The sequence below is a fragment of the Cyanobium sp. CH-040 genome (genome assembly GCF_024346135.1).
GTDB lineage: Bacteria > Cyanobacteriota > Cyanobacteriia > PCC-6307 > Cyanobiaceae > NIES-981.
In genome coordinates, this window is record NZ_JAGQCJ010000001.1 from 501,773 (window position 1) to 522,583 (window position 20,811).

The following is a 20,811-nucleotide window of genomic DNA, read 5'->3' on the forward strand; positions in this document are numbered from 1 at the left end:
GGGGCCATCCTGCTGTGGATGCATGAAGGCCCGCCGATTTCTGGCGGTGGTGCTGGCGGTGATCCTGGTGCTGCTGGGGCTGGGCGGAGCTGCCTGGTGGCTGGTGTGGCAGCGCTCTCCCCTGCAGCTCCAGCAGCGGGCCCTCACGGTGCCGCGGGCCGCCCGCTTCGTGCCCCGGGATGCGGACCTCAGCCTCCATCTCCTCAGCGACGCTGAGCTGCCGCTCGCCTACGCCCGGGCGGTGGCCGCGCCGCGCCGCCGTGCCGGGGCCGCCGCCAGCCTGGCGCGGCTGCGCGACGGCGCCTTCGCCGCCGCCGGCCTGGACTACCCCGGTGAGCTGGCCAGTTGGCTGGGGGCGGAAACCGGCCTCTGGCTGCTGGCGGGCGAGGAGCACCGGCCCGCCGGCTGGGTGCTGGCCCTCAGCAGCCGCGACGGCGATGGTGCCCGCCGCTTCCTGCAGCGGTTCTGGCAGACCCGCAGTCTGGCGGGCGCCGATCTGCAGGTGAGCAGCTACCGCGGCATGGGCCTGATCAGCGGCCGGGCCGCCCTGCTGGGCCGTGAGCCGGTGCCCGTGGCCACCGCCCTGATCGACGACGACCTGGTGCTGCTGGCCTCCGGCCGGGGCCTGCTTGAGCAGGCCCTGGATGTGTCCCAGATCGACGAACTCAACCAGGCCGCCGACCCGGCCTTCCGGCGCTCCCTGGAGCGGCTGGGCCAGGGAGTGGTGCTGCTCACGGCGCGTCCTTCCGCCCTTGCGGACTGGCTGGGCAGTGAGCTGCCCGGCGCCGGTTCCCTGGTGGCGGCGCTGAGGCCCCAGGGTCCCGATCTGCTGCTGGAGGGCTGGCTGGAGGCGGCGGCGGAGGGCACGGCCTCCGCGGGTGAGGTGGGCGGCAGCCCCTTCCCGGCCCCCGCCGCCGGCGATGCCGGCGACAGGCTGCTCGCGGCCCTGCGCGGGGAGGCCGAGGGTCTGGCGCTGCTGCAGGACCCGGCCCGCTGGTCCCAGGCCTGGCAGGAGCGCCTGCGCCCCTGGCTGGCGGCGGTGCCCGCAGAGGACTCTCCCCCGCTGCCGGTCCGGCTGGCGGCGGCGACCGAAGGCCCGCTGGTGGTGCGCCGCGCCGCCGATGAGGGCTGGCTGCTGGGCAGCTCCGCCGACTCCCCGGATCCTGCCCTGCTGGCGGCTGAGCTGGCAGAGGATGGACTGGTCGCCGCCCCGCTCGAGCTCGGAGGCGACACGGTGCAGGTGTGGACCCGGCTGGAGGCGCCGGCCCGGCGGCGTGGTGGACCGTCGGAGCAGCTGCAGGCCTCCCTGATGGCCGCCCGGCGGCAGAGCGGCGGCCTGGCCTGGTGGTCGGATTCGCTCACGGCCCTGGCCGAGCAGCAGCAGTCGCGGCAGACGCCCCGGCTGCTGCTGGATCGCCTGGATGCCCTCGGTCTGTCCGGCGCGCCCCTGCGTTGGGTGCTGGCCGCCGAGCCTGCCCGCCAGCTGCTCGCCGCCTGGTTCCCCTGGCGCCTGCTCTCCGGCCTCGCCGCCCAGCCCCTGGCGGAGCCGGTGCAGGGTCTGGGGCTGGCGCTGCAGGGCGAGGATGGGGGGCTGCACCTGCGTGCCCGCCTGAGCTACGGATGAGCTGCGGCATGCAATGCGGCACGACCTGTGGGAGGGGCTGAGTCATGACCGAACTGCTGCTGCTGCGTCATGGCATCGCCGAGGAGCGCTGCGGTGACCGGGACGATGCCGCGCGCGCGCTCACGGACGAGGGCCGCGAACGCACCCGGGCGGTGCTGGCCCGGCTGGTCCAGCTGGAGCTGGGCTGCAGCGCCCTGGTCAGCAGCCCGCTGACGCGGGCGCGCCAGACGGCCGAGCTGGCCTGCGCCGCCGGGCTGGCACCGGCGCTGCAGCTGCACGACGGCCTGGCCCCGGGGGGGGACCCCTGGCCCCTCCTCCGGCCCCTCAGGCAGCGGCAGCGGCTGGCGCTGGTGGGCCATGAGCCCGATCTGGGCCTGCTGGCCGCCGCCCTGATCGGCGCCACCCCCGGCAGCATCACCCTGAAGAAGGCCGGTGTGGCGCTGCTGGAGCTGGAGCCCGCCGGGGACGCCGGCCGGCCGCGGGGGCGCCTGCGCCTGCTGATGGGGCCGCGGCAGCTGCTGGCAGGCAGCTAGTGCTACGGCGTGCCCCTGCGGATGGCCGTAGGGTCGGACCTTCCCCGCCTGTCCGCATGCCCGTGAGTGACCCCGCCGCTGCCCCGGGCGCCCCGGCCGAGGGCGCCGCTTCCCACGCGCCGGCGTTCCGGCCCGGGCTCGAGGGCGTGCCGGCCACCCAGTCGGCCATCTGCGACATCGACGGACGCCAGGGCCACCTCACCTACCGCGGCTACGACGCCGCGATCCTCGCGGCCCAGAGCACCTTTCTGGAAACCGCCTACCTGCTGATCTGGGGGGAGCTGCCCACGGCGCTGCAGCTGCGGGATTTCGAGCATGAGGTGCAGATGCACCGGCGGGTGAGCTTCCGCATCCGGGACATGATGAAGAGCTTCCCGGCCCAGGGCCACCCGATGGACGCGCTGCAGGCCAGCGCCGCCTCCCTGGGGCTCTTCTATTCCCGCCGCGCCCTCGACAACCCGGAATACATCTACGGAGCGGTGGTGCGCCTGCTGGCCAAGATCCCCACGATGGTGGCGGCGTTCCAGCTGATCCGCAAAGGCCAGGATCCGATCCAGCCCCGGGACGACCTGCCCTACGCGGCCAACTTCCTCTACATGCTCACCGAGCGGGAGCCCGATCCCCTGGCCGCCCGCATCTTCGATGCCTGCCTGATCATCCACGCCGAGCACAGCCTCAACGCCAGCACCTTCAGCGCCCGCGTCACCGCCAGCACCCTCACCGATCCCTACGCGGTGGTGGCCTCGGCGGTGGGCACCCTCGCCGGTCCCCTGCACGGCGGCGCCAACGAGGACGTGCTGGCGATGCTGGAGGCGATCGGCAGCGAGGACCAGGTGGCCCCCTGGCTGGACCGGGCCATCGCCGAACGCCAGAAGATCATGGGCTTCGGCCACCGCGAATACAAGGTGAAGGACCCCCGGGCGGTGATCCTGCAGCGGCTGGCGGAACAGCTGTTCGACCGCTTCGGCCACGACCCCCTCTACGACCTGGCCCGCAAGGTCGAGGAGGTGGCCGCTTCGCGCCTGGGGCCCAAGGGCATCTACCCCAACGTCGACTTCTACTCCGGCCTCGTCTACCGCAAGCTCGGCATCCCCCGGGATCTGTTCACGCCGATCTTCGCCATCGCCCGCACCGCAGGCTGGCTGGCCCACTGGAAGGAGCAGCTGGGGGCCAACCGCATCTTCCGGCCCTCGCAGATCTACACCGGGGCGGTGCCCCGGGAGTGGACGCCACTGGAGGCCCGCTAAGTTTCCCCCATCCGTGCAGCGCTCATGGTGAGCACCCCGGCCCCCGGCACCGCTCCGGGGCTCGACGCAGCCGCTGGCCTCGACCTGCAGGCCAGCTTCGAATCGCTCCTCCAGGGCCTTGGTCTCAGCCCCGGCGCGGCCCATCTGCTCTGGCTCCCCCTGCCGATGGTGCTGGTGCTGGTGGCCGCCGTGGTGGGCGTGCTGGTGAACGTGTGGCTGGAGCGCAAGATCTCCGCCGCCGTGCAGCAGCGCATCGGTCCTGAGTACGCCGGCGCCCTCGGCATCCTCCAGCCCATGGCCGACGGCCTCAAGCTGGTGTTCAAGGAGGACATCATCCCGGCCCGGGCCGACGGCCTGCTGTTCACCCTGGGGCCGGTGCTGGTGCTGATCCCGGTGATCCTCAGCTGGCTAGTGGTGCCCTTCGGCCAGAACCTGCTGATCAGCAACGTGGGCGTGGGGATCTTCCTGTGGATCTCCCTCAGCAGCATCCAGCCGATCGGCCTGCTGATGAGCGGCTACGCCTCCAACAACAAGTACTCGCTGCTGGGTGGTCTGCGGGCGGCGGCCCAGTCGATCAGCTACGAGATCCCCCTGGCCCTGGCGGTGCTGGCGGTGGTGATGATGAGCAACTCGCTCAGCACCGTCGACATCGTCGATCAGCAGACCGGTGCCGGCATCCTCAGCTGGAACATCTGGCGTCAGCCGGTGGGCTTCCTGATCTTCTGGATCTGCGCCCTGGCCGAGTGCGAGCGCCTGCCCTTCGACCTGCCCGAGGCCGAGGAGGAGCTGGTGGCCGGCTACCAGACCGAGTACGCCGGCATGAAGTTCGCCCTCTTCTACCTGGGCAGCTACATCAACCTGGTGCTCTCGGCCCTGCTCGTGTCGGTGCTCTACCTGGGGGGCTGGGGCTTCCCCCTGCCGGTGGAGTGGCTGGCCAGCTGGCTGGGCCAGCCGATCGACGCGCCGGTGGTGCAGGTGATCACCGCCTCGGTTGGCATCGTGATGACGGTGCTCAAGGCCTACCTGCTGGTGTTCCTGGCGATCCTGCTGCGCTGGACCACGCCGCGGGTGCGCATCGACCAGCTGCTCGACCTGGGCTGGAAGTTCCTGCTGCCGATCGCCCTGGTCAACCTGCTCGTCACCGCCGGCCTCAAGCTCGCCTTCCCGGCGTTCTTCGGGGGCTGACGCTTCGGCTCCCTGCCGGCGTCGGGCCATGTTGCCCCGCGCTTGCGCTGGCGTTTCCCGTCAATCCCACCCAGGTCCCCCTGCAGGGGGGCCATCATGACCCCGTCACCGCCTGAACGCCATGTTCGGATTCCTCAAGAAAGTCGGCGACTACACCCGTGACGCGGTGAGTGCGGCCAACTACATGACCCAGGGCCTGGCGGTGACCTTCGATCACCTGCGCCGCCGCCCGGTCACGGTGCAGTACCCCTACGAGAAGCTGATCCCCTCGGAGCGCTACCGCGGCCGCATCCACTACGAGTTCGACAAGTGCATCGCCTGTGAGGTGTGCGTGCGGGTGTGCCCGATCAACCTGCCGGTGGTGGACTGGGTGATGAACAAGGCCACCAAGAAGAAGGAGCTGCGCAACTACTCGATCGACTTCGGGGTGTGCATCTTCTGCGGCAACTGCGTGGAGTACTGCCCCACCAACTGCCTGTCGATGACAGAGGAATACGAGCTCTCCGCCTTCGACCGCCACAGCCTCAACTACGACAACGTCGCCCTCGGCCGGCTGCCCACCAGCGTCACCAGCGATCCCGCCGTGTTCGCCCTGCGGGAGCTGGCCTATCTGCCCAAGGGCGAGATGGATCCCCACGGCGTGCCGGACACCGAGCCCCGGGCGGGCAGACTGCCCGAGCAGGTGCTCGAGACCCTGCCCAAGGCCGATACCCCCGCAGAGAAGGGCTGATGACGATCGCATCCACCACCCAGCTGATCTGTTTCGCCGTTCTGGCGTTCACCGTCGTGGCGGGTGCCCTGGGGGTGGTGCTGCTGCCCAACGTGGTCTACGCCGCCTTCCTGCTGGGCGGTGTGTTCCTGTCGGTGGCGGGCCTCTACCTGATGCTCAACGCCAGCTTCGTGGCCGCGGCCCAGGTGCTGGTCTACGTGGGGGCGGTGAACGTGCTGATCCTGTTCGCGATCATGCTCGTGAACAAGCGCGAGGACCTCTCGGCCATCCCCGGCCTGGCCCTGCGCCGTGTGCTCTCCGGCCTGGTGTGCGGCGGCCTGTTCGCCCTGCTGATCCGCGTGGCCTTCACCACCCCCTGGGGCAGCGGTCCGGAGCCGGTGGGGGACGAGGCCACGATCCGCATCGGCGAGCACCTCTTCTCCGACTACCTCCTGCCCTTCGAGCTGGCCTCGGTGCTGCTGCTGATGGCCATGATCGGCGCCATCGTGCTGGCCCGCCGCGATGTCTTCAGCCAGGACATCGCCACCGGCGAGAGCGTCGATCAGGGCCTGATCGAGAAGGCCCGCACCCCTCTGCTGCTGGACCGCTCCGGCCGCTGATCCCGGCCGCACACCTGCCCTCTCACCGCTCCCACCTCGGTCCCACCCATGGATCTCTCCCTCTCCTCCGGCATCCCCCTGCAGGCGTTCCTGGTGCTGGCGGCGGTGCTCTTCTGCACGGGCGTGTGGGGCCTGATCAACAGCCGCAACGCCGTGCGCGTGCTGATGAGCATCGAGCTGATGCTCAACGCCGTGAACATCAACCTGATGGCCTTCTCCAGCTACCTCGACGGCCAGCTGATCCGCGGCCAGGTGTTCGCCATCTTCGTGATCACCGTGGCCGCCGCCGAAGCGGCCGTGGGCCTCGCGATCCTGCTCTCCCTCTATCGCAACCGCGACACGGTGGACATGGAGCGCTTCAACCTGCTGCGCTGGTAAGCCTTCCCCATGCGCCTGGAGCGTGTCTGGCTGATCACGCGCTCCGGCAGTCAGGATGCCCACAGCCAGGCCAGGCGCTGCGCCGACGACCTGCGCGGCCAGGGGGTGTCCGTGGTCGTCGCCAGCTCGGGTGCGGCCGCCGACCCCTTCCCCGGCCTGCTGGCGACCGAGGAGCATCTGCCCGACCTGGCCCTGGTGCTCGGCGGGGACGGCACCGTGCTCGGTGCCGCCCGCCATCTGGCGCCGCTGGCGGTGCCGATTCTCTGCTTCAACGTGGGCGGCAGCCTGGGTTTCCTCACCCACGACCGGGGGCTGCTCCAGCTGCAGGGCCAGCCCAACCTCTGGCAGCGCCTGCGTGAGGACCGCTTCGCCCTCGAGCGCCGCATGATGCTGGAGGCCCGGATCCACCGCGGCGACGGCGTGGAGGGTGAGCTGCACGACCACCATGGCGCCCTCAACGACTTCTACCTCCGTCCCGGTTCCGATGAACTGCCGCCCACGTGCGTGCTGGAGCTGGAGATCGACGGCGAAGTGGTGGACCAGTACCGCGGCGACGGCCTGATCATCGCCACCCCCACCGGCTCCACCGGGTACGCCATGGCCGCCGGCGGGCCGATCCTGCACCCCGGCATCGAGGCGATCGTGGTCAATCCGATCTGTCCGATCAGCCTCTCCAGCCGCTCCCTGGTGGTGCCCCCGCGCTCGGAGCTGTCGGTGTGGCCGCTGGGGGAGAGCAGCCGCCGGGTGAAGCTCTGGAAGGATGGCGCCCATGCCGCCACCCTCGAGCCCGGCGACCGGGTGGTGGTGCGGCGGGGGGAGCACCCTGCTCTGATGGTGCAGCTGGAGCACAGCCCCTCCTACTACCGCACCCTCACCCACAAGCTGCACTGGGCCGGCAGTCTGGTGGCGGCCCAGCCATCACACAATTAGGCCAGCGCAGTGCGGTGCCGTGGGCCTGGAGATCGAACGCCGTTTCCTCGTGGTCGGCGGCGGCTGGCGCCGCCATGTGCGCTGGCAGGGCCGGCTGCAGCAGGGTTACCTGGCCGGCGGCGCTGACGGCTTCACCCTGCGCGTGCGCCTCAGCTCCCAGCCTGATGCCCCTGAGGCGCACCCACGCTCGCCTGGTGCGGACGCAGGCTCCGGGGACGGGGCCTGGCTCACCATCAAGGCTCCGGCGACGGCAGAGCAGGGTGGAGGCGAGGCCGGTCCCGGCAGTGGCCTGGTGCGTCAGGAGTTCGAGTACGCCATCCCCGCCGCCGACGCCGCTGCCCTGCTGGCGCTCACCACCCAGTGCCTGAGCAAGCGGCGCCACGGCCTCGACCTGGAGGGCGGCGACTGGGTGGTGGATGTGTTCGAGGGCGCCAATGCACCGTTGGTGGTGGCGGAGGTGGAGCTGAGCAGCCCCGGCCAGGCGGTGACACTGCCGGACTGGTGCGGGCCGGAACTCACCGGCCGGCATGAGCTCAGCAATGCCGCCCTGGCTCACTCGCCCCTGGCCTGCTGGCCTCCGGAGCGACGGGACGCGCTGCTGCAGGCCCTAGGATCGAACCGGAAGATTTCCTGAAGGTTACGCCTTGGTCGGGCTCTACGACAGTCACGGGGTGCTGCGCTATGCGGGGCGCGACCAGGCCGATTGCCTGGCCTACGCCGATCTGTTCGGGCTCGAGCCGGCCGCCTACAGCCTCGAATCCCTGGCGCTGCGGCTGATCGAACCCCACGCCCAGGTGCAGTCGACTCTGGCCGCTCCGATCGGCTGAACCGATCGGCTGAGTCGTCTGCCCTTGAGAGTCGTCTGCACTCATGAGTCGTACTCATGAGTCGTCTGCCCTGGGGTTTGGCTCCGCTCCGGTCAGCTCACCCGCGTCGCCGTGTCCGAGTCGTTCGGCTCCAGGGCGCAGCAGTTGACCCCGTCACGGCAGATCTTGCCGTGATCCATGGCCCAGTTGAGCAGGGCGACGCGGTTCTTGGCGCCGGTCTTGGTGAAGATGTTGCTCACGTGGTTGTCCACGGTGCGCTTGCTGATCGTGAGCCGGTCGGCGATCTCCTGGTTGGTGAGGCCCTCCGCCACGTGGGCCAGGATCTCCAGCTCCCGCTCCGAGAGGTGGCGATCCTGTGGCGGGCTGTGGTGTGGCTCTCGACCCATGCAGGCAGGCTGCCCCGAGAACACACTCTAGGCAGGACCTGGACCCGTGCATGATGGGGCCTGCGCCCCGAGGCACGGATTGCTGCTGCACCAGGCCCTGACCCGTGGTCGAACGGCGATCACGGCCGAGGTCACCCCGCCGCGGGGAGGCGATCCCGCCCGCACCCTCGCCGCTGCCCGGGAACTGCGCGGCTGGGTGCACGCGATCAACGTCACCGATGGCAGCCGCGCCGTGATGCGCATGAGCAGCCTGGCGGTGTGCCGGCTGCTGCGGGAGGAGGGCCTCGAGCCGGTGCTGCAGATGGCCTGCCGCGACCGCAACCGCATCGCCCTGCAGGCCGATCTGCTCGGCGCCCACGCCCTCGGCCTGCGCAACATCCTCTGCCTCACCGGTGATCCGGTGCGGGTGGGGGATCAGCCCACGGCCCGGCCGGTGAACGAGCTGGAGTCGGTGCGGCTCCTGCAGCTGGTGACCCAGCTCAACCAGGGACTGGATCCGGTGGCCGGCAGCCTCCCGGACGGCGGCACCGCCTTCTTCGCCGGTGCGGCCGCCGATCCCCAGTGCTCCAGCTGGACGGGCCTGCGGACCCGGGTGCGGCGCAAGAAGGAGGCCGGTGCCCGCTTCCTGCAGACCCAGATGGTCACCGATGCCCAGGCGCTGCGCCGTTTCGTGGAGGAGATCGCCGCGCCTCTGGACCTGCCGGTTCTGGCGGGTGTGTTCCTGCTCAAGTCGGCCCGCAACGCCGCCTTCATCAACCGGGTGGTACCCGGCGCCAGCATCCCCCAGGCCCTGATCGATCGCCTGGCGGAGGCTCCTGATCCGGCGGTGGAAGGGATCCGCATCGCCGCCGAGCAGGTGGCTGAATACAGCACGATCGCCCAGGGGGTGCACCTGATGGCGGTCAAGGCCGAGGAGCGCATCCCCCTGATCCTCCAGCAGGCCGGCCTGCGGGCCGAGGCGGCTCAGTCCGAGCGGTTGCCCCTGCTCAGCTCGCCTGGCTCAGGCTGAGGTCGGTACCCAGCAGTTCGGCCAGGGCCTTCTGGTGGGGCGAGGGCTCGAGCACGTCCTGGCGCCTGGCGTCGGTGATCAGCCAGTCGAGGGCGGCTTCCTGCAGGTCGAAATGGTCGCCGTTGCGATCCACGCAGTAGCGGCCGAACACCAGCTTCTCGGCCAGCCGCACGCCTGGACCGATGCGTGAGTAGTCGAAAATGATCGAGTTGTCGATGGTGGCGCCCTCGCAGATCTGGCAGCTGGGGCCGATCATCGCCGGGCCGATGATGGTCACGCCGTCCTCGATCCGGGTCATGCCGCCCACATACACCGGCCCCTGAACGTTGATCCGATCCCAGTTGGCGGCCACGTTCAGGCCTGTGTAGATGCCGGGGCGCACCTGCTTGCCGGGGATCTGCACCTGGCGCACCTCGCCCATCAGCACGCTGCGGATGGCCTGCCAGTAGTCGGGCACCTTGCCGATGTCCACCCACTCGAATTCCATCGGCAGGGCAAAGAAGGGAGCACCGGATTCCACCAGCCTGGGGAACAGGTCTGAGCCGATGTCGAAGGGAACGCCACTGGGGATGTAGTCGAGTACCTCGGGCTCGAAGATGTAGATGCCGGTGTTGATCATGTCGCTGGCGGCCGCCTCCAGGGAGGGTTTCTCCTGGAAGGAGCGCACCAGTCCGTTCTCGTCGGTGACGACGACGCCGTAGCTGCTCACCTGATCGCGTGGCACCCGCTTGGTGATCAGGCTGGCCATGGCCCCCTTCTCGCGGTGGCGGCGCACGGCCTCGGTGAGATCCAGGTCGATCAGGGCGTCGCCGCAGAGCACCACGAAGGTGTCGTCGAAGAAGCGCTGGAAGTTCTGGATCTTCTTCAGTCCTCCGGCCGAGCCCAGCGCCTCGCCGATCAGTTCGCCGTCCTCGATGCGGCCTTCGAAGCTGTAGGCGATCTCCACCCCGAAACGCTGGCCATCTCGGAAATAGTTCTCGATCTCCTCGGCCAGGTGCGACACGTTCACCATGATTTCGGTGAAGCCGTGCTGGCGCAGCAGCTCCAGCAGAAACTCCATCACCGGTTTCTGCAGGATGGGGATCATCGGCTTGGGGATCGTGTGCGTGATCGGACGCACGCGGGTGCCCTTGCCGGCCGCCAGGATCATCGCCTTCATCGGCGCGAGCTCACATCGCTGGGATGGGCGAGCTTAAGCGGTGTGTCAGGCGGCGCGCCGTTCCCCTGCCGGTGCCTGAGCTGACCCGTTCTGGCTGATCCCCTCCGAAAGGGCCAGGGGCACCGGTGCCGGCGGGTTCAGCTGGGCCGCCGGTTCCTGCTGCTGACGGCGCAGGCTGAGCGGGCCGAACAGCCCATCGCGCTGATCGAGTTCCAGGCAGCCCTGGTGGCAGAGGAACAGCAGGGCCCAGAACACCCCCACCCGGTCGCAGTCCAGTTCCTCCTCCCCGGCGCCACTGACCACGCTGGTTCTCCAGGCCGCCACCAGAGTGTCGAACTCAACCCAGTCCTCGGCCACGGGCCAGTGCTGCAGGAAGCGGCTGAGGGCGGCAGTGGTTTCCGGCAGCTTCTCGCGATGGGCCAGGGAGGCCACCTGCTCGATCGCCTCCCGCTCGCTGAAGCGGCGCCGCCGCCGGGCCGGCCGGCCCGGGCCGTCCTCCCGCTCCAGCTGCTCGGCGATGTCCTCCAGCTGGCGGATCAGCTCTCCGAGGGTCACCGGACGCTGCAGCGGCGGCGGCGCGACGGGCCGACGGCGCAGGTAGCGCTCCGGCCGCCGGGGCAGCGCCAGAGCTGGATCGAAGCCCCAGCTGTCTTCTGCGGCCTCCGCGGCCCAGTGGCTGTCCTCGTCCGCCTGGGGCTCCGGCAGCAAGGTGCTGGCCTCGAGCACCTGGGCCTTGAGGCTCACCAGCACCGCCGCCGCCAGGAAGGCCTCGCTGCTCTCCGCCAGGTCCTGCTCGTAGCTGCCGCCATGACCGGGGCGCGGCGGCACCAGCCGCGGCAGTGCGATCCGCTGGCGCAGCTGGTCCAGAAAGCCATCCACCACGGCGATCACATCCACATCCCAGGGATCGATCTCCCCCCGTTCGGCCGCGTCCTGCAGCAGCCGGATGGCCAGCCTGGCGCCTCCTTGAGTCAAACCTCAGCCACCGGGGATGTGCCGCTCTGCCGTGCGGCGCTCACCGCACGTGCATGCACGCTACCGATCCCAGCCGGCGCGCACCAGCAACCCGTCCTCAGCCTGCGCCGGAGGCGGGATCGGCCTGGGCCGAGCTCTGGCCCGCCGCCGGCAGCAGGCCCAGCTGGGCATCCACCGTGGCGCGGTAGCGCTGCAGGTCGTTCTCCAGTTCCTGGATGCGCACCTGCTGGGCCTCGAACTCCCCCTGCCGCTGCATCGCCTCCACCTTGCGGGCCACCCCGGTCCAGACGGCGAACACCCAGGCGGCCGTGGCGCCGACACCACCGACCACCAGCAGCAGGGCGGCGAGCGGCATGGTGGCCTTCATGCCGGGCAGGAAATGAACCGTGGTGGGGGCGGTGTTCTCGAGGGTGAACATCACCGTCGCCAGGCCGAAGCTGAAGATCAGCAGGAAGTTCAGCTGTTTCATGGCGGGGAGCGCTCCAGCCAGGGAGCGTAAGCCCGGCGGCTCGACGGGGGAAATCCAACCCGGGCGCAACCGACCCGTGCGAATCGACCCTGGGGATTCAGCCGGTGAGGGCCGGTGCCTGCAGAGAGGCCTGCAGGCCGGCCTGGCGGATCAGGTTGCCGGCCGGGGTGGGCATCACCAGGGCCATGGCCGAACTCTCGCGCCGCACCAGGGCTTCGATGGAGGCCCGGTAGCTGTCGGTCATGATCCGCGGGTAGAGACCGATGCCGATGATCGGCACCAGCAGGCAGCTGATCACGTAGATCTCGCGCGGCTCGGCATCCACCAGGTTGGTGTGGGAGGCCAGCTCGGTGTTCTCCTTGCCGAAGAAGATCTCCCGCAGCATCGACAGCAGGTAGATGGGGGTGAGGATCACGCCCACCGCCGCCAGGATCGCCATCACCACCCGGAAGCTGAGGGTGTAGGCCTCACTGGTGGCGAAGCCCACGAACACCATCAGCTCGCTCACGAAGCCGCTCATCCCGGGCAGGGCCAGCGACGCCAGGGAGCACACGGTCCAGAGCGCGAACATCTTGCGCATCTTCTGGCCCACGCCGCCCATCTCATCGAGCTGCAGGGTGTGGGTGCGGTCGTAGGTGGCGCCCACCAGGAAGAACAGGCTGGCGCCGATCAGGCCGTGGCTGATCATCTGCAGCATGGCGCCGCTGGTGCCGAGGGCGCTGAAGCTGCCGATGCCGATCAGCACGAAGCCCATGTGGCTGATGGAGCTGTAGGCGATCTTGCGCTTGAGGTTGCGCTGGGCGAAGGAGGTGAGCGCGGCGTAGATGATGTTCACCACGCCCAGCACCACCAGCAGGGGCGCGAACTGGGCATGGGCTTCCGGCAGCAGCTGCACGTTGAAGCGCAGCAGGGCGTAGCCGCCCATCTTCAGCAGGATCCCCGCCAGCAGCATGTGCACCGGTGCCGTGGCCTCCCCGTGGGCGTCCGGCAGCCAGGTGTGCAGCGGCACGATCGGCAGCTTCACCCCGAAGGCGATCAGCAGGCCCGCGTAGCAGAGGAGCTGGAACTTCGCCGGGAAGTCCTTGGCCATCAGGGCCGTGTACTCGAAGCTGATGCTGTCGCCGTAGAAGGCCATGGCCAGGCCGGCGAGCAGGATGAAGAGGGAGCTGCCGGCGGTGTAGAGGATGAACTTGGTGGCGGCGTACTGGCGCTTCTTGCCGCCCCAGATCGCCAGCAGCAGATACACAGGCAGGAGCTCCAGCTCCCAGGCCAGGAAGAAGAGCAGCATGTCCTGCACGGCGAACACGGCGATCTGGCCGCCGTCCATGGCCAGCAGCAGGAAATAGAAGAGCCGCGGCTTGAAGCTCACCGGCCAGGCCGCCAGGGCCGCCAGGGCGGTGATGAAGCTGGTGAGCAGGATCAGCGGCATCGACAGGCCGTCGGCCCCCACCGACCAGGCCAGCCCGAGCTGGGGCAGCCAGTCGATCCGCTCCACCAGCTGCAGCCCTTCCACGGCGGGGTCGTAGCCGTTCAGGTAGCCCCCCACCGTGAGCAGGAAGGTGACCAGGGCCACGCCGAGGGCGAACCAGCGCACCTGCTTGCCGTCACCCTTGTCGGGCACGAAGGGAATCAGCAGGGCCGCTCCGATCGGGAACAGGATCGAGGCGCTCAGCCAGGGAAAGGCCACGTAGACAGGCAGTCCGTTGGCTGGAGTGTAGAAATACCTGCCCGGGCGCCCCGGCGCCGGTGGGGGGAGTCACACAGTCCGTAGTGGCGCTGGGGTGGCCGGGTCACCGGCCGGCGCGGGCGCGCAGCGCCCAACGCGGCCGGCGACCCGGCCACCCCAGTAGGAGTGGGGGGGCGGGCAGGCTGAGCAGTAGGTGCCTGGTGCCAGCAGCGGGACCCGCAGCCGCAGCTGAACCCACCATTGCTGCAGCGCAGCTCGCTTGGCACCTTGCGGCCAGCCCCCAGCGTTTCGATCAGCGCAAATAACCGGGCCCCGGAGCCCCACACCTGCGGGGTTCGGCCCGCTTGGCTGAGGCGCTGAGGCCGTGTTGCGCGCAACGCGCGCGCACGGCCGAAGCCCTCAGCCCAGCGAGCCGAACAGGACCACCAGGGCGATCACCCCCCCGAACACGATCAGCGCATAGAACTGGGCCCGGCCGGTCTCGAAGTACTTGAGGCCCTCGCCGCTGCCCAGGGTCATCAGGCCGGTGAGGTTCACCACGCCGTCCACCACCTTGGAGTCCACCTCCAGCACCGAGCGGGCCAGCTTGCGGCTGCCCTGCACGAACAGCCTGTCGTTGATGGCATCGAGGTACCACTTGTTGGTCAGGAAGGCGTTGATGGCCGGGAAGCGGTTGGCGAACAGGGCGGCCATGTCCAGCTTGCCCAGGGGATAGGCCAGCACCGCCACGGTGATGCCTGCCACCGAGATCGCCACCGAGGCGCCGGCCAGGGGCAGGAACTCGCCCCAGCTGAAGTGCTCGGCCATCTCGGCCGCCTCGTGGGGGTCGAGCAGGGCGCCGAAGCGGCTGTTCCAGGGGGTGCCGAGCAGGCCGATCAGAACGGAGGGCACCGCCAGCACCGCCAGGGGCAGAGCCATCTGCCAGGCGGATTCATGGGGGTGGTCGGCAAGGTTGCCGTGCGCATCGCCGTGGTCCTCGTCACCGGTCTTGCCGGCTGCGGCCAGCAGCTGGGCCGCCATGGCCTTGTCGTTGCCGCGGAACTCCCCTTCGAAGGTGAGGAAGTAGAGCCGGAACATGTAGAAGGCGGTCATGCCGGCCGTCACGAAGCCCATCGCCCACAGCAGCGGATAGGTGTTGAAGGCCTGGCCGAGGATCTCGTCCTTGCTCCAGAAGCCCGCCAGGGGCGGGATGCCGGCGATCGCCACGCAACCGATGAAGAAGGTGCTGCTGGTCACCGGCATCCAGCGGCGCAGGCCGCCCATCAGACGCATGTCCTGGGCCAGCACCGGCTCGTGGCCCACCACCTCCTCCATGGCGTGGATCACCGAACCCGAACCGAGGAACAACATCGCCTTGAAGAAGGCGTGGGTCACCAGGTGGAACATGCCGGCCACAGGGGCGCCGCAGCCCATGGCCAGCATCATGTAACCGAGCTGGCTCACGGTGCTGTAGGCCAGGCCTTTCTTGAGGTCCTGCTGGGTGAGGGCAATCGTGGCCCCCAGGAACAGGGTGATCGTGCCGATCACGGCAATGGTCACCTGCACGGCGGCGAAGGGTTCGTACACCGGCTGCAGCCGGGCCACGAGGAACACGCCGGCGGCCACCATCGTGGCGGCATGGATCAGGGCGGAGATCGGTGTGGGGCCCTCCATGGCGTCGGGCAGCCACACGTGCAGGGGGAACTGGGCCGACTTGGCCATCGGCCCCATGAACACCAGCAGGCAGAGGATCACGGCCACGCCGCTGCTGAGGCTCCCACCCGCCACCGCCTCCTGCAGGCCGGCGCCGATCTCCTCGAAGCCGAAGCTGCCGGTGGCCCAGAACAGGCCCAGGATGCCCAGCAGCAGGCCGAAGTCGCCCACCCGGTTGGTCACGAAGGCCTTCTGGGCGGCGTTGGCGGCGCCATCGCGGTCGTACCAGAAGCCCACCAGCAGGTAGGAGCACATGCCCACCAGCTCCCAGAACACGTAGATCTCGAGCAGGTTGGGGCTGATCACCAGGCCCAGCATCGAGCTGCTGAACAGGGCCAGGTAGGTGAAGAAGCGCACATAGCCCTTGTCGTGGGCCATGTACCCATCGGAATACACCATCACCAGCAGGGCGATGGTGGTCACCAGCGCCAGCATCACCGCTGCCAGCGCGTCGACGCGGAAGCCCATCTGCAGGTTGAAATTGCCGGCGCTGGCCCAGTTGAACAGCACTTCGGTGGGGCCCGCCCCCGCCAGTTGCTGGGCCAGGATCGTGTAGCTGAGCACCGCCGCCGCGCCCACGCAGCTGATCAGCAGCCAGGCCACGGGCTTGCGCAGCCGGTTGATGGTGCGGTTGAAGCTGATCAGCCCGAGTCCCACCAGGCAGGCGCCGGCCAGGGGCAACACCGGGATCAACCAGGCGAGTTCAGCGGCTGAAGGCATTCCGGCGCGGGCTCCCAGGGAGGCGGGCTGCCGGCGAGTGTAGGCAGCTCATGACAGCGCTCCCTGGACCTGTGGGGGATCGCTGGTGCGTCAGCCCCGCGTTGTCCTCAGCCCAGCCAGTGGGCGAGGCCGGTGCGCGAGAAGGCGGTGGCGCCGAGGCCGATGAACCGGTGCGCCCACCAGAACAGCCCCACGGCGATGGCGATGCCGAGCTGCGAAGGTCGCAGGAATTCGCCCGCCACCAGCCGCTGCCGGCCGTCGAGCACGGCCCTGAACGGGATCACCGAGGTGCTGGCGCGCAGCTCCTCGAAGGCGGCGCCGAAGCGGTTGCGCAGCCGCCGGTCGCCGTTCCACACGGCGAACAGGTGATGGGCGATCAGGCCGGCGCAGGTGACGACCATGAAGCTGCTGCCGATCCAGAGCAGGTGGGTGGCGCACCAGAGCACCTGGCCCACTGCCTGGGGATGGCGGCTGATGCGGATGATCCCCGTGGCGTAGAGGCGCACCTGGGGCTTGAGCAGCGCAGGGATCTCGAGGAGGTTGTAGGTGGCCGGGTAGAGGAACGCGAAGCTGATGGCGGTGCCGGTCCACACCACCGGCACGATCCAGGGCTGATCCTGCAGGTTCCAGAGGCGGATGCCGTCGTAGCGGTGGGCCAGGAAGTAGCCGATCACCACCACGGCGGCGGGAATGCTCACCCCGGCGAAGATCAGCCGCCAGGCCCGCTCGCCGATGCGGGCCACCGCCAGGTGGCGCAGCGAGGCGCCGCCGCTGTGGAGCACGGCGAAGGCCAGCAGCAGGCCCAGCATCACCCAGCTGCTGTGATGGCTGCCGGCCGGGCTGGTGAGGCTGGCGATCACGGGCAGGCGGGGATTGTGAAGGGCCCGATTCTGGCCACAGGGCGGTCCCCGTAGAGTTTCAGCCTCCTGCCGGCGCTGGCCTGCGGGCTCCTGGCCGAACCATGGCAGACCTGCCGTTCACCCTCGATCAGCTGCGCATCCTGCGGGCCATCGCCTCGGAGGGCAGCTTCAAGAAGGCGGCCGACAGCCTCTACGTCACCCAGCCGGCGGTGAGCCTGCAGATCCAGAACCTGGAGAAGCAGCTGAGCGTGTCGCTGTTCGACCGCGGCGGCCGCAAGGCCCAGCTCACCGAGGCCGGCCACCTGCTGCTCAGCTACTGCGACCGCATCCTCAGCCAGTGCCAGGAGGCCTGCCGCGCCCTCGACGACCTCCACAACCTCAAGGGCGGATCGCTGGTGGTGGGCGCCAGCCAGACCACCGGCACCTACCTGATGCCGCGCATGATCGGGCTGTTCCGCCAGAAGTACCCCGATGTGGCGGTGCAGCTGCAGGTGCACAGCACCCGCCGCACGGGCTGGAGCGTGGCCAACGGCCAGATCGATCTGGCGATCATCGGCGGCGAGCTGCCCAGCGAGCTCAACGAGCTGCTGCAGGTGGTGCCCTACGCCGTGGATGAACTGGCCCTGGTGCTGCCCGTCAAGCACCCCCTGGCGCGGCTGCCGGAGCTCACCAAGGAAGACCTCTACCGGCTCGGCTTCGTCTGCCTCGACGCCCAGTCCACCACGCGCAAGATGGTCGACCAGCTGCTGGCCCGCTCCGGTCTGGAGGTGTCGCGGCTGAAGATCGAGATGGAGCTCAACTCCTTCGAGGCGATCAAGAACGCCGTGCAGTCGGGCCTGGGGGCCGCCTTCCTGCCGGTGGTGTCGATCGAGCGTGAACTGGCCGCCGGCACGCTGCACCGCCCCCAGGTGGCCGACCTGATGGTGCGCCGCCAGCTCAAGCTGATCACCCACCCGGCCCGCTACTGCTCCCGCGCCGCCGACGCCTTCCGCCGCGAGGTGCTGCCGGTGTTCGCCAGCGCCGACAGCCCCCTGCGGCGCAACGGCCAGCAGGTTGCCTCTGCTCCGGCGGTGGCCCCTGCCGCTGAGGCCGCCGCCGGGGCTGCCGGCGTCTGAGCTAGCTGATCGCCAATCAGAACTGGTTGGCTTCCGGCGTCACCCCGACGCTGTCGTCAGCCGTGCCGCGGGTGATGAACTGGTTCTCGCGGATGTCCGTCTGATACACGCAGCGCACGATCGGCTGGTCCTTGATCGAGCCGATGTAGGCGAAGGTGTTCATGCGCTGCTTGCACTGGCGCATCTGCTCAGCGGTCACCGCTCCCTGCTGCTGCAGCACGCTCCAGTTCTCGCGGCGGATCACGCAGCCGGGCCGCAGCGCGGGCTGGGTCACGAAGCTGGAGCTGGGGTTCATGGTGGTGTAGATCTCCACATCCATCACGAAGGCGCTGGCGCCCCACTGCCGGCAGAACTCGGGATCGGGCACCGCCATGTCCAGCTGCTGGGAGCTGGCGATGTTGCCCTGGTTGCCCTGGGTGGTGCTGGAGAGGGCCGTGCCGATGCCGATGCCGAGCACCAGCACCCCGGCCAGCACGGCGATGGTGGCCATGTTGAACTGAGGCCCGCCGGGCGCAGCACCACCGCCACCGCCAGCGCCCCCGCCACCGGCAGGGCGGCGCGGCGGGCGTTCGCCCCGGGGAGGCGACTCAGCCGCGGAGTAGCGATCCGATCGATAGGGATCGGACCCGTAGCGATCGGAGCGGTAGCGATCCGACCCGTAGCGGTCGGATCCCCCGCGTCCGGTGTCGGAACGGGCTGGTTCAGGGCGGCTGCTGTAACGGGTCACAGGGTGTCCGGCGTGCGGGGCAGGCCCATGGAGTAGTTGAGCACCCGGCAATCCGGGTTGTAGCGCAGCTCCCCGGCCTGCAGCAGCTGGCGGATCTGCCCCTCCAGCTCCGAGCCGATCCGGCGCAGGGTGTAGTCGGTGAGCGGTTCGCCGGCGCGGGCCTCCACCAGCTCACGGAACCGCTGCTGCACCTTGGCCAGCACCGGCTCGTCCCAGAGGAATTCGTTGTCCGGATCCACATCCAGGGTGAGCTGGCCGAGGTCGGGCACCAGGTCGCCGTTCTCCACCCGGGCCGTGAACAGGCGCACGTGGCGGGTGGTGGACTTCAGCAGCGTGGCTGCGGGGCTGGACTCGGCCATGGCGGCTGGGGGGGGGGCTGGTGGCGGCTGGGGCTGGGGACGGCCTCGGGCTGGCGTCCAGGAACCGGACTCTAGGAACCCCGCCGATGGCGGAGGCTGCTGGCCTGGGCGCATGGTCCCGGTGCGCCACCTAGGGTTGCCCCTGGTTTTCAACCTTTGCTATGCGCGTCGCCATCGCCGGTGCCGGCCTGGCAGGCCTGGCCTGCGCCAAGTACCTCTGCGACGCCGGCCACACCCCGATCGTGGTGGAGGCCCGCGACGTGCTCGGCGGCAAGGTGGCGGCCTGGCAGGACGAGGACGGCGACTGGTACGAGACCGGTCTGCACATCTTCTTCGGTGCGTACCGCAACATGCGCCAGCTCTTCAGGGAGCTGGACATCGAGGACCGGCTCCAGTGGAAGAGCCACTCGATGATCTTCAACCAGAAGGAGACCCCCGGCACCTACAGCCGTTTCGACTTCCCCGACATCCCCGCCCCCTTCAACGGCGTGGCGGCGATCCTGGGCAACAACGACATGCTCAGCTGGCCGGAGAAGATCGCCTTCGGCCTGGGCCTGGTGCCGGCGATGCTGCGTGGCCAGCAGTACGTGGAGGAGTGCGACCACTACTCCTGGACCGAGTGGCTGCGGCTGCACAACATCCCCGAGCGGGTGAACGACGAGGTGTTCATCGCCATGGCCAAGGCGCTGAACTTCATCGATCCCGACGAGATCTCCAGCACCGTCGTGCTGACGGCCCTGAACCGCTTCCTGCAGGAGAGCGACGGTTCGAAGATGGCCTTCCTCGACGGCAACCCGCCCCAGCGGCTGTGCCAGCCGATCGTCGATTACGTCACGGCGCGCGGCGGTGAGGTGCATCTCGATTCGCCCCTGCGGGAGATCGAGCTCAGGGCCGACGGCACCGTGAGCGGCTTCCGCATCGGCGGCATCAAGGGCCAGCAGGGCTACACCCTCAGCGCCGATGCCTATGTGAGTGCCCTGCCGGTGGATCCCTTCAAGCTGCTGCTGCCCGAGCCCTGGAAGGGGCTCTCCTATTTCCGGAAGCTGGAAGGCCTCAACGGCGTGCCGGTGATCAACATCCACCTCTGGTTCGACCGCAAGCTCACCGACATCGACCATCTGCTTTTCAGCCGCAGTCCGCTGCTGAGCGTGTATGCCGACATGAGCAACACCTGCCGCGAGTATGCAGACCCCGAGCGCTCGATGCTGGAGCTGGTGTTCGCCCCGGCCAAGGACTGGATCGGGCGCTCCGACGACGAGATCGTGGCCGCGACCCTCGAGGAGCTCCAGCGCCTCTTCCCCCAGCACTTCACCGGGGAGGATCAGGCCCGGCTGCGCAAGGCGATCGTGGTGAAGACGCCGCTGTCGGTCTACAAGACGGTGCCGGGCTGCCAGCGGCTGCGCCCCGATCAGACCTCGCCGATCGCCAACTTCTTCCTCGCCGGCGACTACACCATGCAGCGCTACCTGGCCTCGATGGAGGGGGCGGTGCTGAGCGGCAAGCAGTGTGCCCAGGCCATCGAGGCCGCTCTCGCCGAGGGCCGGCTCACCCCAGGTGGCGCGAGCGAGGCTGCCGCCTCCCTGGCCTCGGTTTGAGCGGC

The 20,811-nt window shown here is 69.6% G+C and carries 22 protein-coding genes; 13 read left to right on the forward strand and 9 right to left on the reverse strand.

Features of this window, described 5'->3' with window-relative positions; translation table 11 throughout:
• The first annotated feature begins 22 nt into the window (after positions 1 to 22).
• From KBY90_RS02595 to KBY90_RS02640, 10 genes are all read left to right on the forward strand, one after another.
• Complete coding sequence (locus KBY90_RS02595) at positions 23 to 1,624, forward strand: DUF3352 domain-containing protein (protein ID WP_254966853.1); 1,602 nt, start codon at positions 23 to 25, stop codon at positions 1,622 to 1,624.
• Between the two features lie 44 nt (positions 1,625 to 1,668).
• Entirely contained in the window at positions 1,669 to 2,157 is a 489-nt protein-coding gene (locus KBY90_RS02600) for a histidine phosphatase family protein (protein ID WP_254966854.1), read from the forward strand.
• A gap of 56 nt (positions 2,158 to 2,213) precedes the next feature.
• A complete protein-coding gene (locus tag KBY90_RS02605) occupies positions 2,214 to 3,404 on the forward strand; it encodes a citrate synthase (RefSeq protein WP_254966855.1) in 1,191 nt (396 codons plus the stop codon).
• Positions 3,405 to 3,428: 24 nt separating this feature from the next.
• Positions 3,429 to 4,589 (forward strand): NADH-quinone oxidoreductase subunit NuoH, encoded by a 1,161-nt coding sequence (gene nuoH, locus KBY90_RS02610; RefSeq protein WP_254966856.1) that lies wholly within the window; start codon positions 3,429 to 3,431, stop codon positions 4,587 to 4,589.
• A 121-nt stretch (positions 4,590 to 4,710) separates the two neighbouring features.
• On the forward strand, positions 4,711 to 5,319 hold the full coding sequence (ndhI, locus tag KBY90_RS02615) for an NAD(P)H-quinone oxidoreductase subunit I (protein ID WP_254966857.1): 609 nt from the start codon (positions 4,711 to 4,713) through the stop codon (positions 5,317 to 5,319).
• Positions 5,319 to 5,918 carry an NADH-quinone oxidoreductase subunit J gene (locus KBY90_RS02620; protein WP_254966858.1) on the forward strand — a complete coding sequence of 200 codons (600 nt, stop codon included), beginning with the start codon at positions 5,319 to 5,321 and terminating at the stop codon, positions 5,916 to 5,918. The genes ndhI and KBY90_RS02620 overlap by 1 nt, the downstream gene beginning before the upstream one ends.
• Positions 5,919 to 5,966: 48 nt before the next feature.
• Positions 5,967 to 6,296 (forward strand): NADH-quinone oxidoreductase subunit NuoK, encoded by a 330-nt coding sequence (gene nuoK / locus KBY90_RS02625; protein WP_254966859.1) that lies wholly within the window; start codon positions 5,967 to 5,969, stop codon positions 6,294 to 6,296.
• Positions 6,297 to 6,305: 9 nt separating this feature from the next.
• Entirely contained in the window at positions 6,306 to 7,226 is a 921-nt protein-coding gene (locus tag KBY90_RS02630; protein ID WP_254966860.1) for an NAD(+) kinase, read from the forward strand.
• A gap of 19 nt (positions 7,227 to 7,245) precedes the next feature.
• A complete protein-coding gene (locus KBY90_RS02635) occupies positions 7,246 to 7,860 on the forward strand; it encodes a CYTH domain-containing protein (protein WP_254966861.1) in 615 nt (204 codons plus the stop codon).
• Between the two features lie 10 nt (positions 7,861 to 7,870).
• Positions 7,871 to 8,053 carry a hypothetical protein gene (locus tag KBY90_RS02640; RefSeq protein WP_254966862.1) on the forward strand — a complete coding sequence of 61 codons (183 nt, stop codon included), beginning with the start codon at positions 7,871 to 7,873 and terminating at the stop codon, positions 8,051 to 8,053.
• A 92-nt stretch (positions 8,054 to 8,145) separates the two neighbouring features.
• Here the strand turns inward: KBY90_RS02640 and KBY90_RS02645 are convergent, their stop codons facing one another.
• Positions 8,146 to 8,439 carry a response regulator transcription factor gene (locus KBY90_RS02645; protein WP_254966863.1) on the reverse strand — a complete coding sequence of 98 codons (294 nt, stop codon included), beginning with the start codon at positions 8,437 to 8,439 and terminating at the stop codon, positions 8,146 to 8,148.
• 79 nt (positions 8,440 to 8,518) lie between these two features.
• Between KBY90_RS02645 and KBY90_RS02650 the strand changes: the two genes are divergently transcribed.
• Positions 8,519 to 9,448: a methylenetetrahydrofolate reductase gene (locus KBY90_RS02650; RefSeq protein ID WP_254966864.1), complete on the forward strand. Its 930-nt coding sequence runs from the start codon at positions 8,519 to 8,521 to the stop codon at positions 9,446 to 9,448.
• Here KBY90_RS02650 and KBY90_RS02655 read toward each other — a convergent pair.
• The 6 genes from KBY90_RS02655 to KBY90_RS02680 form a co-directional block, all read right to left on the reverse strand.
• Positions 9,426 to 10,607, reverse strand: a complete 1,182-nt coding sequence (locus tag KBY90_RS02655; RefSeq protein ID WP_254966865.1) for an NDP-sugar synthase — start codon at positions 10,605 to 10,607, stop codon at positions 9,426 to 9,428. The genes KBY90_RS02650 and KBY90_RS02655 overlap by 23 nt on opposite strands.
• Positions 10,608 to 10,652: 45 nt before the next feature.
• Positions 10,653 to 11,582, reverse strand: coding sequence for a segregation/condensation protein A (locus KBY90_RS02660; RefSeq protein ID WP_254966866.1), 930 nt, complete (start codon positions 11,580 to 11,582; stop codon positions 10,653 to 10,655).
• 97 nt (positions 11,583 to 11,679) lie between these two features.
• On the reverse strand, positions 11,680 to 12,051 hold the full coding sequence (locus KBY90_RS02665; RefSeq protein WP_254966867.1) for a LapA family protein: 372 nt from the start codon (positions 12,049 to 12,051) through the stop codon (positions 11,680 to 11,682).
• 97 nt (positions 12,052 to 12,148) lie between these two features.
• Positions 12,149 to 13,738: an NAD(P)H-quinone oxidoreductase subunit 4 gene (locus KBY90_RS02670; protein WP_254966868.1), complete on the reverse strand. Its 1,590-nt coding sequence runs from the start codon at positions 13,736 to 13,738 to the stop codon at positions 12,149 to 12,151.
• 399 nt (positions 13,739 to 14,137) lie between these two features.
• Positions 14,138 to 16,150 carry an NAD(P)H-quinone oxidoreductase subunit 5 gene (locus KBY90_RS02675; RefSeq protein ID WP_254966869.1) on the reverse strand — a complete coding sequence of 671 codons (2,013 nt, stop codon included), beginning with the start codon at positions 16,148 to 16,150 and terminating at the stop codon, positions 14,138 to 14,140.
• 107 nt (positions 16,151 to 16,257) lie between these two features.
• Complete coding sequence (locus KBY90_RS02680; RefSeq protein WP_254966938.1) at positions 16,258 to 16,959, reverse strand: NnrU family protein; 702 nt, start codon at positions 16,957 to 16,959, stop codon at positions 16,258 to 16,260.
• Positions 16,960 to 17,111: 152 nt separating this feature from the next.
• Between KBY90_RS02680 and KBY90_RS02685 the strand changes: the two genes are divergently transcribed.
• Positions 17,112 to 18,125 (forward strand): LysR family transcriptional regulator, encoded by a 1,014-nt coding sequence (locus KBY90_RS02685; RefSeq protein WP_254966870.1) that lies wholly within the window; start codon positions 17,112 to 17,114, stop codon positions 18,123 to 18,125.
• A gap of 16 nt (positions 18,126 to 18,141) precedes the next feature.
• Here the strand turns inward: KBY90_RS02685 and KBY90_RS02690 are convergent, their stop codons facing one another.
• Together KBY90_RS02690 and KBY90_RS02695 are read right to left on the reverse strand one after the other, a co-directional pair.
• Complete coding sequence (locus tag KBY90_RS02690; RefSeq protein WP_254966872.1) at positions 18,142 to 18,852, reverse strand: DUF3172 domain-containing protein; 711 nt, start codon at positions 18,850 to 18,852, stop codon at positions 18,142 to 18,144.
• On the reverse strand, positions 18,849 to 19,211 hold the full coding sequence (locus KBY90_RS02695) for an NAD(P)H-quinone oxidoreductase subunit M (RefSeq protein ID WP_254966873.1): 363 nt from the start codon (positions 19,209 to 19,211) through the stop codon (positions 18,849 to 18,851). The genes KBY90_RS02690 and KBY90_RS02695 overlap by 4 nt, the downstream gene beginning before the upstream one ends.
• Positions 19,212 to 19,372: 161 nt before the next feature.
• Between KBY90_RS02695 and pds the strand changes: the two genes are divergently transcribed.
• Positions 19,373 to 20,806 carry a 15-cis-phytoene desaturase gene (gene pds, locus KBY90_RS02700; RefSeq protein WP_254966874.1) on the forward strand — a complete coding sequence of 478 codons (1,434 nt, stop codon included), beginning with the start codon at positions 19,373 to 19,375 and terminating at the stop codon, positions 20,804 to 20,806.
• Positions 20,807 to 20,811: the final 5 nt, after the last annotated feature.

Coding starts and splice junctions, on each gene's coding strand:
- KBY90_RS02595 (WP_254966853.1), top strand. CDS start 23: ATGAAGGCCCGCCGATTTCTGGCGGTGGTGCTGGCGGTGATCCTGGTG.
- KBY90_RS02600 (WP_254966854.1), top strand. CDS start 1,669: ATGACCGAACTGCTGCTGCTGCGTCATGGCATCGCCGAGGAGCGCTGC.
- KBY90_RS02605 (WP_254966855.1), top strand. CDS start 2,214: ATGCCCGTGAGTGACCCCGCCGCTGCCCCGGGCGCCCCGGCCGAGGGC.
- nuoH (WP_254966856.1), top strand. CDS start 3,429: ATGGTGAGCACCCCGGCCCCCGGCACCGCTCCGGGGCTCGACGCAGCC.
- ndhI (WP_254966857.1), top strand. CDS start 4,711: ATGTTCGGATTCCTCAAGAAAGTCGGCGACTACACCCGTGACGCGGTG.
- KBY90_RS02620 (WP_254966858.1), top strand. CDS start 5,319: ATGACGATCGCATCCACCACCCAGCTGATCTGTTTCGCCGTTCTGGCG.
- nuoK (WP_254966859.1), top strand. CDS start 5,967: ATGGATCTCTCCCTCTCCTCCGGCATCCCCCTGCAGGCGTTCCTGGTG.
- KBY90_RS02630 (WP_254966860.1), top strand. CDS start 6,306: ATGCGCCTGGAGCGTGTCTGGCTGATCACGCGCTCCGGCAGTCAGGAT.
- KBY90_RS02645 (WP_254966863.1), bottom strand. CDS start 8,439: ATGGGTCGAGAGCCACACCACAGCCCGCCACAGGATCGCCACCTCTCG.
- KBY90_RS02655 (WP_254966865.1), bottom strand. CDS start 10,607: ATGAAGGCGATGATCCTGGCGGCCGGCAAGGGCACCCGCGTGCGTCCG.
- KBY90_RS02665 (WP_254966867.1), bottom strand. CDS start 12,051: ATGAAACAGCTGAACTTCCTGCTGATCTTCAGCTTCGGCCTGGCGACG.
- KBY90_RS02675 (WP_254966869.1), bottom strand. CDS start 16,150: ATGCCTTCAGCCGCTGAACTCGCCTGGTTGATCCCGGTGTTGCCCCTG.
- KBY90_RS02680 (WP_254966938.1), bottom strand. CDS start 16,959: ATGCTGGGCCTGCTGCTGGCCTTCGCCGTGCTCCACAGCGGCGGCGCC.
- KBY90_RS02685 (WP_254966870.1), top strand. CDS start 17,112: ATGGCAGACCTGCCGTTCACCCTCGATCAGCTGCGCATCCTGCGGGCC.
- KBY90_RS02695 (WP_254966873.1), bottom strand. CDS start 19,211: ATGGCCGAGTCCAGCCCCGCAGCCACGCTGCTGAAGTCCACCACCCGC.
- pds (WP_254966874.1), top strand. CDS start 19,373: ATGCGCGTCGCCATCGCCGGTGCCGGCCTGGCAGGCCTGGCCTGCGCC.